At 63.6% G+C, this 11,030-nt stretch carries 7 protein-coding genes; 2 read left to right on the top strand and 5 right to left on the bottom strand.

All coding sequences use genetic code 11. The features are described 5' to 3' along the window. The 5 genes from ACXJLH_RS24625 to glmS form a co-directional block, all read right to left on the bottom strand. Window positions 1-384, bottom strand: a 384-nt coding sequence (locus tag ACXJLH_RS24625; RefSeq protein WP_457446896.1) for a tryptophan 7-halogenase, incomplete at its 3' end; no start/stop codon positions are given. 155 nt (window positions 385-539) lie between these two features. Beyond that, window positions 540-3,635 (bottom strand): TonB-dependent receptor, encoded by a 3,096-nt coding sequence (locus ACXJLH_RS24620; RefSeq protein WP_457446895.1) that lies wholly within the window; start codon window positions 3,633-3,635, stop codon window positions 540-542. A gap of 141 nt (window positions 3,636-3,776) precedes the next feature. Continuing rightward, complete coding sequence (locus ACXJLH_RS24615) at window positions 3,777-5,477, bottom strand: hypothetical protein (protein WP_457394282.1); 1,701 nt, start codon at window positions 5,475-5,477, stop codon at window positions 3,777-3,779. A 554-nt stretch (window positions 5,478-6,031) separates the two neighbouring features. Next, window positions 6,032-6,727 (bottom strand): FadR/GntR family transcriptional regulator, encoded by a 696-nt coding sequence (locus ACXJLH_RS24610; protein WP_327082895.1) that lies wholly within the window; start codon window positions 6,725-6,727, stop codon window positions 6,032-6,034. Window positions 6,728-7,360: 633 nt separating this feature from the next. Further along, window positions 7,361-9,220, bottom strand: a complete 1,860-nt coding sequence (glmS, locus tag ACXJLH_RS24605) for a glutamine--fructose-6-phosphate transaminase (isomerizing) (RefSeq protein ID WP_457446893.1) — start codon at window positions 9,218-9,220, stop codon at window positions 7,361-7,363. A 133-nt stretch (window positions 9,221-9,353) separates the two neighbouring features. On the opposite strand from glmS, the gene ACXJLH_RS24600 reads away from it, so the two are divergent. Both ACXJLH_RS24600 and ACXJLH_RS24595 read left to right on the top strand, forming a co-directional pair. Beyond that, window positions 9,354-9,824: an Lrp/AsnC family transcriptional regulator gene (locus ACXJLH_RS24600; RefSeq protein WP_457446891.1), complete on the top strand. Its 471-nt coding sequence runs from the start codon at window positions 9,354-9,356 to the stop codon at window positions 9,822-9,824. A gap of 213 nt (window positions 9,825-10,037) precedes the next feature. Then, window positions 10,038-10,982: an NF038122 family metalloprotease gene (locus ACXJLH_RS24595; RefSeq protein ID WP_457446890.1), complete on the top strand. Its 945-nt coding sequence runs from the start codon at window positions 10,038-10,040 to the stop codon at window positions 10,980-10,982. Window positions 10,983-11,030 lie beyond the last annotated feature (48 nt).

Genomic DNA, 11,030 nt, shown 5'->3' with positions numbered 1-11,030 from the left:
CGGCACGCACTGCACGCCCAGCGGCTCGGTCAGCCCCATGCGGCGGTGTTGGCCCCACAGCGTCTGCGAACCGAACAGGTTGCCGAAGTGGCCGAAGGTGTGGAAGTAGTCCTTGCCCACGTCCAGCCAGTCGCAAAAGCGGATGCCGAGCTTGTAGGTGCCGTTGGTGGCGCGCAGGAAATCGCGCTCGTCGATGCCGATCAGCTGGTTGTAGTTGCGGATGGACGGGAAGGTGGCTTCACCGACGCCGACGATGCCGATCTCCTCGGACTCGACCACCTCGACGGTGGCGCGGCCCTTCAGCCCCGTGACCAGCGCCGCGGCCAGCATCCAGCCGGCGCTGCCGCCGCCCACGACGACGATGCGATCAACTTTCTGCGTCATAGAAACCCTGCGAAGTTCTTGGGCGCCTTGAACGACCTGCGCCGACGTCAATCATTGCCATCTCTGGCCATGCGCGGCGCCGATCCACACGAGTGGGCATGCCGCCCGGACAGCCCGTCCGGGCGGCATGCAGTGACGCCGCGTCAGGGACCGCGTCAGAACTCGTAACGTGCGCTCATCGAGTAGCTGCGGCCGGGGTAGAACCACGCGCGTCCCATCACACCGATGTGCTGCTGCTGCGTCTGGCGAACGATGACGTTGTTCAGGTTCGTCACGTTGAGCGACATGCTGAGCGCGTCGCTGAACCTGTAGTTCATGCCGGCGTCCCACTGGCCGAATGCCTCCTGCCAGACCGGCAGGCCCCAGCCCACATCCCGGGCGCCTGGGCGCGACGGGTCCGCGCTCGTCGCGTCGTCGCCGCGCGTGCCGTTGGCATCCGCCGCCTGCAGGATGCGGCTGTGCCAGTTGTAGGCCAGCCGCGCCGACAGCGGACCATGGTCATACATCAGGACGAAGTTGTAGGCGTTCTTGGCCATGTAGGGCAGCGGCAGATCCCTGAACGGCAGGCCGTTGGTGTCACAGCCGAACAAATGCAGGGTGCCATTCGACGTCGCCCTGCCTGCATCGCAGTAGGGGTTGTAGATCTGCTTGTACAGGCTTTGCTTGGCGTCGATGTAGGTGTAGTTGGCCGACACGCCGATGCCCTTGGCCCAGTCTGGCAGCACGCCGTCCAGGAACCCGAGCTTGTCCAGGTAGGTCATGGCGGCAACCTCCATGCCGCCAACCTTGGCCTTGCCCACGTTGTCCGGCCCGGTGATCGAGAAGAGCTGCGGAGTGCCGGAGTTGGTGTTGTAGGCGCGGCTGTAGACGCTGTTCATGATGACGTTCTTGACGTCCTTATAGAACACCGTGCCCGTGATGGACTGGCCGTCACGCGGGTACCACTCCAGCGCCAGGTCATAGCTGTTGGCCGTGATCGGCTTGAGCTTGACGTTGCCGGTGTTCTCACCGGTGTAGGTGAGCGTCCCTTTCTGCTCGTCGTAGTTCTGAAACAGCTTGATGTACTCGCCCAGCTGGTTGAAGCCGGGTCGGTTCATGCTCTGGGCCATCGCCAGGCGAGCCTGCAACCTGTCGGTGAAGTTCATCTTCAGATTGAGCGACGGCAGCACCTTGACGAACTCGTTCTGTACGTCGATAGGCTGGTTGATATTGTCGAAGTGCGGCAGATGCGGCGGCGTATTCGAGTCGTATTTGTGATCGAAAACCGTGTAGCCGTGCGAGACGTCGTGGGTCATTACGACGCGCACGCCGGCGTTGCCTTCGATCGGGAACTTCAAGTCGTCGAAGCCGAAGCGCAGCGTGGCGTAGACGGCGTCGGTCTGTTCGCTGTGCGTGCTGGTCTTTTCCGGGTTATTGTCGTAAACCAACGCCTTGAAGTTCTGGTAGTCCTTCTTCAAGTCGCACTCGACGCCCGGGTACTGCGCCTTGGCGTCTAGGCATTGCTGGTAGCGATAGTCGTTGAGCAACTTGCCGTAGGTGTTCGGATAGTCGCGCACCGCACTGACCGTCGGCATGACGATGTTCGGCAGCGAGCCCGCCTTGCCCCCGTAGAAGCTACCGAAGTTGAACACTTCGACCGGGACGGTTTGGTACTTCGCATCTTTCAGGTACGCGAAGCTTGGGCGCCGGCCCCCCTGGCCGTTGTCTGGGGGATATTGACCGGGTACGACGTTCTGCTTGACGTCCCAGGGTTCGGCAATGGAACTCCACCCATTGCCCGTGGGTTCGTAGCGGCGCGCCACGCGGTAGGTGGCTCTCACGCCGACACGGATGTCACGCAGGATGGGGTTGTCCTCGAAACGGTATCGCGCGTCTGCCTTCCATGCGTACAAGTCGCCGTCGGCCTTGCTGGCGCTCGGCATGATCAGGTTCCAGTAATAGTGTTTCGGATCGGCCAGGAAATCCGTGGCGGCCTGGTCGAACTCGAGGCGCAACGGGCCCTTTCCTGACACGTCGATGCCCATGCTTGGCGCGAAAGTGCCCAACTGCAGGTTGCGGCCGACCGAATCGTTCTTCGCGTGAACCCACTGGACGTCGTTCTGCAGCAGCCAGTTGTCGTTGACGGCCCACTTGAAGTTCCACGCCAGTTCACCGGTCTTCGAGGTGGTCTGGTTCCAGCCGCGCGTGATCTGCAAGCCCAGGCCGCCAGCCTCGAAGTCGTTCGCCCCGGGCCCGGTCGGATAGGTGTACTTGCCCGAGAGCAGCACATTGTTGGCGTCGTACTTCGCTGTCGCGGGGTCGATCTTCGACTTGTACGCGTTCTCGATACCGGTGTAGAAGCCCTGCTCGCTGCCCGTCTCCCGTGTGCCCGACACGAAATAAGTCAGCGACGAGTCCATGCCGTCCTTCTTCCACTGCAGCGCGCCGTAGAAGCCGGCGCGTTCGTTGTCGCCGGTGTTGTTGCGGAACGAGGCCGATTTCGGCGCCCACGCCACCTTGCCCTCGATCAGGTCGGTACGGGGGTAGTAGGCGTCCAGTTGGAGGCTCTCGTTCTGGAAGCTGGTGTGGTTGTAGGACACATCCAGCAGCACGCCCACACGGCCGATGTCCGTATTCCACTGCGTGGTGTACAGCCCCGACAGGCTGGGCGAATTCTTGCCTGAGCGCTGCACGTAGTTGTTGCCCGCCGACATGTAGGCCTTGGTCACCTTGTAGTCAAAGGGCAAGGCCGTGCGCAGGTTCACCGTGCCGCTGACGCCGCCTTCGATGATTTCGCTGGAGGGGTTCTTGTAGACGTCCACGCCGGCCATCAGCTCAGGCGGGATGTCGCCCCAGCTCAGCTCGCGGCCCGGCCACCCGGCAGAGAATGACTCGCGGCCATTCAGCAGCGACGAGCCCCAGCTCAGGCCGCGCACGCTGATGCCCGAGCCTTCGACGGAGAAGTGCTCCGGGTCGCCGCGCGACTTGTTGCGGTCGATGACGACGCCGACGACGCGCTGCAGCACTTCGGTGATCGACTTGTCCGGCAGCTTGCCGGCCTCTTCGGCGACGACCGAGTCGACGATTTCCTCGGCGTTCTGCTTGATCTTCTGCGCCGACTGCAGCGCTGCGCGCTGACCGGTGACGACGACGGTTTCCAGGTTTGCCGGCTTTTCAGCCGCCGACTGCGCCAGCGCGGCGCTGCCGACGGTCAGCAGCATCATGTGGACCATGCCGCGATGGATGGCCGTGGTGCGGAATTGTTTTTTCATGGTGTCTCCGTATTCCTTCGATGAGTCGGCGGCAGCGCGCCCGTGTGGGCGGCTTCGCCTTCTCGGCATCGGATGCCGTGGCACTTGCCCGATCAACACGGGAGACCGGCCACCGGCACACGACGCCGCGCGCGAACTGGGTTATTGGAAGTAGATGAGGCCCTTGAGGGTCAAGTCGGAGGCAGTGATGCCGTCGGTCTTGTTGTCCAAGTTGATGTCCATCAGCCAGAAGCGCGTGCGCACCACGGTGGAGGACTTCAGCAGCGTCGCAGCCGAGGCACGCGAGGCCGCAAGCTTGTCCAGGGCTGCCTTGAACGCGGCTTCGTTGACGGGGGCGCCCGTGCTGTCATACGGATTCGGCAGCTTGCGCACATCGTCGTCCAGCGAAGCCTTGGTGATGTCCGGCAGGCCGCACGACTCAGTGACCGCAAAGTTGTCCAGAGGCACGGCGTAGCTGACCATCCCCGCCTTCGGGACCCACACCAAGGTGCTCAGAGCGACGTTGCAATTGTTTTTATTGCTCTTGCCCAGATCCAGGTGCACGACGATGGGCTTCGCAGCCGCGAAGAGCTCGGCATTGACGCCCAGGGTGAAGTTGAGCGTCTTCTCGTTGGTCACCTTCAGCCCGTTGAGGGTGTCGTCATCCGTCTTGAACCCGATGGTCCAAGGCGAGAAGATGTCGATGCGATTGAAGCCGTAATTCCAGTTACCCGGGGTCCACCTGCTCTCGGGAAGGTGCAGTGAAGAAACGAGAGACAACCCGTCGTCGGAGACCTTGCTGTAGCACCAGTTCTCCACACTTGTGCCATCGTCGGCATTGGCGTTACACCGCTCCCAGCCCGCGGCCAGAGTGCTGCTCCAGGGGTTGACGGACACACGACCGCCTTGCCAGGTTCTGTAGGACTCCGTCCAGCCGACGCTGCTGCCTGGCGCAAACCCACTAGACACCAACAGCGGGTCGGCGAGCACCTGAAGCTTCTCAGAAGTGCCCGCTGCGCTGGACAGGGTCACCGCGCAGCTACCCTTGGCGGTCAGACGAAGCTCATTGCCGGCCACCGTGCAAACCGTGGGCGTGGTGCTTGCGTACGTCAGGGCGTTGCCATTGGCATCGACCGTGCCCAGCACGACTGTTTGAGTCGCGCCGCCCAACGGAACCACCGCGGGCGGCAAGGCGCCGATTTCAATGAAGGCCTGCCCCTCGGGCATGGCTGTGTATGAGTCATTTTCCGCCGCCGTCACCCCAAGCGTGCAGAACCCTTGCTGCAGGACTTTCAGCGTCGTGCCGCTGACCGTGCAAACCTCGGGCGTCTTCGTCGCCGTGTAGGTTGCCGGCATGCCAGCGTCAGTTTTGTCTGGCAGCGTGATGTTGACGGGAGCCGCTCCGCGCAGAACGATGCCCACCGGCACCAGCGGGCGTTGTGCATGCTTCAACACGACGAACACTTGGCTCGTATCGTCTGCAGCAGCCCATACGGTGCCGTCCGAGCCAACGCCGCCGGGTTGGCTCGCGATGACCAGGCAGTCTCCTGCAGCCACCAGGGTCACCTGTTTGTCCGCCACCGTGCAGGTGGTGGGCGTGCCGGTACGGAAGCTGACCGGCAACCCGGAAGTGGCTGTTGCGGACAACGCGGTCGGGCCGTTCAACAAGGTGTTGCCGCCCGGATATTTGAAGCTGATGGCCTGGAAGCGCCCCTCAGACCCTCCACCACTATCTCCGCCCCCTCCGCCCCCGCAGGCGGCCAAAAAAGCGCATGCCGCTACAGCGGTCAACTTCTTGGCGTGTGGAATCGACTTTTTCGTCACGTTCTGTCTCCTTTTCTGAAATAACTGGTAGCTGCTCAACTGCAGAACTTGCAGCGAGAGCGCTCCTTTGAGCTCGGGCCCGTCTCGCCGAACCCAAGCCATTTGGTTCGGGCGTTGAACGAACTATTTCCGAGTAAAAAAGCCCCCCATCGGCGTGCTTGTTCACCGTGGTTGGGTCTCATCCACCCCAGCCGAACGGTGGCGGAGGATGTGAATTCGAGGCAGCCCTTCACACGGCCGGTCCTAGCCCCAGAACCACCGCCCGAGGTGCGCACGGCACCTCCAAGGACACGCAGTTCGGCCATCCGGGGGCTTACGGTGAGGTCAAACATGGGCTGGTCCGTTGGACGTGGCTGGCGGCAGAGGACGCCGGCCGTATGGGGCTGGTTCCGCTCCAAAGCCACCAAATCGCGCTTGATTCGACGCCGAATCAACCGGAGAAAATAATTGCGGCAAATGCCGCGCGAGCATCATATTTCGATCGACCGTCGAACTAATTAGGGGAAACCCATCGGCGACGCAGGCCCAACATCCCGTTCGGGGCGTGAAATCACACGAGCCCGACCGACCCTCTTTGGGCGCCGAAGCAGGGATCACGCCCATGCGAGCGCCGCCTCGGTGGAGGGCTCGGTCGGTTCGCCGATCCAGCGCCTATGGGAAGACTGGAGGTGATGGCACATCTGCGCCGCCGCAGCTTGCGGATTGCGCGATTTGAGCGCCCGAAGGATCGCCTCATGTTCGTCCAGGGCAGACCGCCAACTGCGCTCCGTTTCCACGCGCACACTCATCTGCGCTGAAATCGGGCTATGCCGACTGTCGAACAGTGCACCGACCATTCCAACCAGCACGGAATTCCCGCCCTGTTCGGCGATGCTGAGATGAAATCGTCGGTCAGCCTCGACTGGCTTATATCCTCTGGCGAGCCCATCCCGCATCGCCTCAAGAGCCTCCTCGACACGATGCAGCCCTAACGTACTGACGCGAGCGGCGGCGAGCGTGGCCACCGCGCTCTCCAGTACAACTCGCGCTTGCAGCAGTTCCTCCGGGCTGTCCCCCAAGCTCAGCGCAGAAGTTTCGCTGCGACGGCCAGACGGGCAGACGTAGATGCCCGATCCGCCGCGAATCTCGATGCGCCCGTCTATCTCCAGCGCGATCAGCGCTTCACGGAGGGAGGGCCGCGACACGCCGAGTAGCGAGGCCAGATCGCGCTCACCGGGAAGCCGTGCGCCTTCGACCAGGCCCTCGGCTTCTATCAGCGCCCTGATCCGATCGGCGATCTGCTCGTACAAGCGACGGGGCTCGACGCTCCGATGATGAAATGACATGGCCTCCGTGAACTCCTATTTCTGAAATAACTGGCAGCCGCTCAAACTGCAGAACTTGCAGCGAAGTTTTCGGCGAGTTTGGTCACCATGGCTGGGGGCCATCCAGTCCGGCCCATCGGTGGCAGGGATGTGAATTCGGGCCAGCCCTCCACGTGGTCGGTCCTAGCCGCAGAACTACCGCCTGGTGTGCGCACGACGCCTCCGAGGGCATGCGGGTTGGCCAGCCGGGCGCTAGGGGTGAGGTCAAACATGGGCTGGTCCGCCTGACAAAAGAGTGCGTTGGACGCGGCTGGCGGCGGAAACCGGCGGCTGTACGCTGCTGGTTCCGCTCCAAACCACCTAATTGGGCTTGATTCGGCGCCGAATCAATCGGCGAAAATAATTGCGACAATGCCGTGCCGCCATCATAGTTCGATCGGCCGTCAAACTAATTAGGGGAAACCCATCGGCGCCGCGGGGTCCACGTGTCGGCGCACAAGGGACCGCAGCGACGCATTGAGAGCGCCGAGTGTTGTCGCCGACGGAAAACTGAGCCACTGGCTCAAAGTTCGGTCGGCGACAACATCACAACTGGTGGCGTCAACAGCACCAGCGCGCCTACTCGACAGTCACACTTTTTGCCAGGTTACGTGGCTTGTCGACGTCCGTTCCCCGCGCGCAGGCCGTGTGATATGCCAGCAGCTGCAGCGGCACGACGTGCAGGATGGGGCTGAGTTCGCCGTAATGCTCGGGCATGCGGATGACGTGCAGGCCGACCTCGCTTTCGATGGCGGTGTCGCCGTCGGCGAAGACATAAAGCTGGCCGCCGCGGGCGCGGACTTCCTGCATATTGCTCTTGAGCTTTTCCAGCAGCGCGTCGTTGGGCGCCACCGTCACCACCGGCATCTCGGCCGTCACCAGGGCCAGCGGGCCGTGCTTCAGTTCACCGGCCGGGTAGGCCTCGGCGTGGATGTAGCTGATTTCCTTGAGCTTGAGCGCACCTTCCAGCGCGATTGGGTAGTGCAGGCCGCGGCCGAGGAACAGCGCGTTCTCCTTGCGCGCGAATTCCTCGCTCCAGGCGATGACCTGCGGCTCCAGGGCCAGCACGGCCTGCACGGCGACGGGCAGGTGGCGCAGATCCTTCAGGTGCTCGGCCTCGTCTGCCTCGCTGAGGTGGCCCCGCGTCTGCGCCAGGGCCAGCGTCAGCAGGAAGAGGCCGACAAGCTGGGTCGTGAAGGCTTTGGTGGAGGCCACGCCGATCTCGGCGCCGGCACGGGTGATGTAGGCCAGCTCGCATTCGCGCACCATGGCGCTCGTGGACACATTGCAGATGGTCAGCGTGTGCTTCATGCCCAAGGAACGGGCGTGCTTCAGTGCGGCGATGGTGTCGGCCGTCTCGCCGCTCTGGCTGATGGTGACGACCAGGGTGCGCGGGTTGGGCACGCTGCTGCGGTAGCGGTACTCGCTGGCGATCTCGACGCTGGTCGGGATCTTGGCGATGCTCTCCAGCCAATACTTGGCCGTGGAACCCGAGTAGTAGCTGGTGCCACAGGCCAGGATGAGGACGTTGTCGACCTCCTTGAAGATGCCATAGGCACCATCGCCGAAGAGCTCCGGGCTGATGCCGGTCACCGCGTCCAGCGTGTTGGCGATGGCCACGGGCTGCTCGAAGATTTCCTTCTGCATGTAGTGGCGATACGGCCCCAACTCGGCAGCGCCGCTGTGGGCGTGCACGGTCTTGACCTCCCGCTCCACTGACTGATAGCGGCCCGTTGTCTTGTCCAGCCGGCTGAGCCAGTAGCGGCCGAGCTGCAGGTCAACGACGTCACCCTCTTCCAGGTAGACGATCTGGTCGGTCACACCGGCCAGGGCCATCGCGTCGGAAGCAACGAAGTTCTCGCTTTCGCCCACGCCGAGTACCAGCGGCGAGCCTTCACGGGCGGCCACGACGCGGTGCGGCTCGTCGCGGCAGAACACGGCCACGGCATAGGCACCCTTCAGCCGCGGCAGGGCCTGCTGCACGGCGTCGAGCAGGTCGCCGCTGTAGAGATGGTCGATCAGGTGGGCGATGACCTCGGTGTCGGTCTGGCTCGTGAATTGATAGCCGCGCGACTTCAGCTCGGCGCGCAACTCGTCGTGGTTCTCGATGATGCCGTTGTGGACCAGCGCGATGCGGCCGGTGCTCTCGACGCCCGCGTTGGGGCCGGGCGAAAAGTGCGGGTGGGCGTTGTGCACGGCCGGTGCGCCATGCGTGGCCCAGCGCGTGTGGGCGATGCCGGTGCCAGCGGAGATGCCGTCCTGGTCGGCCACGGCCTGCAGTTCGGCCACGCGGGACGTGCTGCGGGCGCGCTTCAGGCCGCCGTCCTGGTGCACGGCCACACCGCACGAGTCATAGCCGCGGTACTCGAGGCGCTTGAGGCCTTCAACGAGGATGGGAACGATGTTGCGCTGACTGACCGCGCCGACGATGCCGCACATGGAGGTCTCCGTTTGAGGAATGCGTGCATCGTAGGCAGGCCGCCGTGGCGAATGGGTGCGAAATTTCTCAAAAAATGAAGGAAAATTTCCCGATCCCCCCGTTGAGAAATATTCGTTCAAATATTCAACATAAATGACTGATTTAGACGCAATCGACCTGCGTCTGCTGGAGGCCCTGCAGACGGATTCATCGCTGAGCAACCAGGACTTGGCCGCGCGCGTCGCCGTGTCGCCTGCCACTTGCTTGCGGCGCGTCAAGCGCCTGGTCGAGGCCGGCATCGTCGAACGCCAGGTAGCCCTGCTGTCGCCTGACAAGCTCGGCGCCGGCCTGTCAGCCATCGTGGAGATCACGCTGGACCGCCAGGGCGCCGAGCACCTGGATGCCTTCGAGGCGCGGGCGGTGCAGGAGGCGGCCGTGCAACAGTGCTGGCGGGTGTCGCCGGGGCCGGACTTCGTGCTCGTCCTGCAGCTGGCCGATATGCCGGCCTACCAGGCGTTCACCCAACGGCTGCTGACCCAGGATGCCAATGTGCGCAACATCAAGGCCTTCTTCAGCGTGAAGCGGGCGAAGTTCGAGACGCGCATCCAGCTGCCATCCCCCTAACTTGGCAGCGCGTTCCCGCGAGCCAGGGGCAAAAGTCGCGCCTGCAGCCCGGAGAATCCTGCACCCGCCCCCAGACCGGAGCCCACCATGCCGCCCCGCACGTTTATTCGCCCTGCAACGTTCGCACTGGCCTTGGGCCTTGCGGGCTTGGCCCCCTGCGCTCAGGCCATGAACATCGTGCTTACCGACATTGGCGCCACACCAATGTCTGCCATGCAGCTATCGGCTTTCCAGACGGCTGCCAACTACTGGTCGGGCAAGCTCAATGACAACGTCACGGTCTATTTCAACATCGCGTTCAGCGACCTGGGGCCCAATATCCTGGGGTCGACCCGGTCCGAGCAGACATCGGTCAGCTATGGCGATCTGCGCGGCCATCTGGCGACCGACGCCAAGTCGGGCATCGACGCCTCAGCCGTGGCCAGCCTGCCGGTGACGAGCTCTGCCAGTTTCTGGGCGACGCAGGGTGATCTGACGAGCCGCTTCGACAACGATGGCTCGGTGAACAACACCAGGCTTGTCATCAACACCGCGAACGCGAAGGCGGTCGGCCTGAATCTGGGGCCCAATCTCGGCGCTCTGGACGCCACCATCACGTTCGCCAATGCCTTTGCCAGCAGCTACGCCTACACCCGGGTCAACGGCCAGGTTCCGGGCGACAAGATTGACTTCATCACCGTGGCGGAGCACGAGATCGGGCACGCCCTCGGCTTCGTGTCGGGCGCGGATGCCATTGACGGCTGTGTCAGCCATGCCGCGCAATGCGGTTTGTCTGGCGTCCTGGGCGAGTTCGAGAGCGACCCGTGGTACACGCCGCTGGACATGTTCCGCTACACCGCAGCGGGCAAGCGGGACGTGACCCTCGGCGGCTCGCCCTATTTCTCCGTGGACGGTGGCCTGACATCCATCCAGCCCTTCTCGACCGGTGTCGAACACGGCAACGGTCAGCAGGCCAGCCATTTCGGCATCGGCGCCTTCACGCTGATGCGGCCCTTCGTTGGCACTGGCCAGTCGTATGACGCCACGGCCAGCGACCTGATGGCCTTCGACGCCATCGGCTGGGACCTGGCCACCGCCGTGCCGGAGCCGAGCCAGTACGCCCTGCTGATCGGCGGCCTGGCTGCCATCGGCCTGGTGCGCCGCCGCAAGCGCGACTGAAGCTGCGCGCTCAACGCAAAGCGGCCTCGCGAGGCCGCTTTTTCTTTG

It is taken from the genome of Roseateles sp. P5_E4, assembly GCF_054049255.1.
The sequence above is the reverse complement of the archived record's forward strand: the minus strand, read 5'-3'. Positions and strand labels throughout refer to the sequence as shown.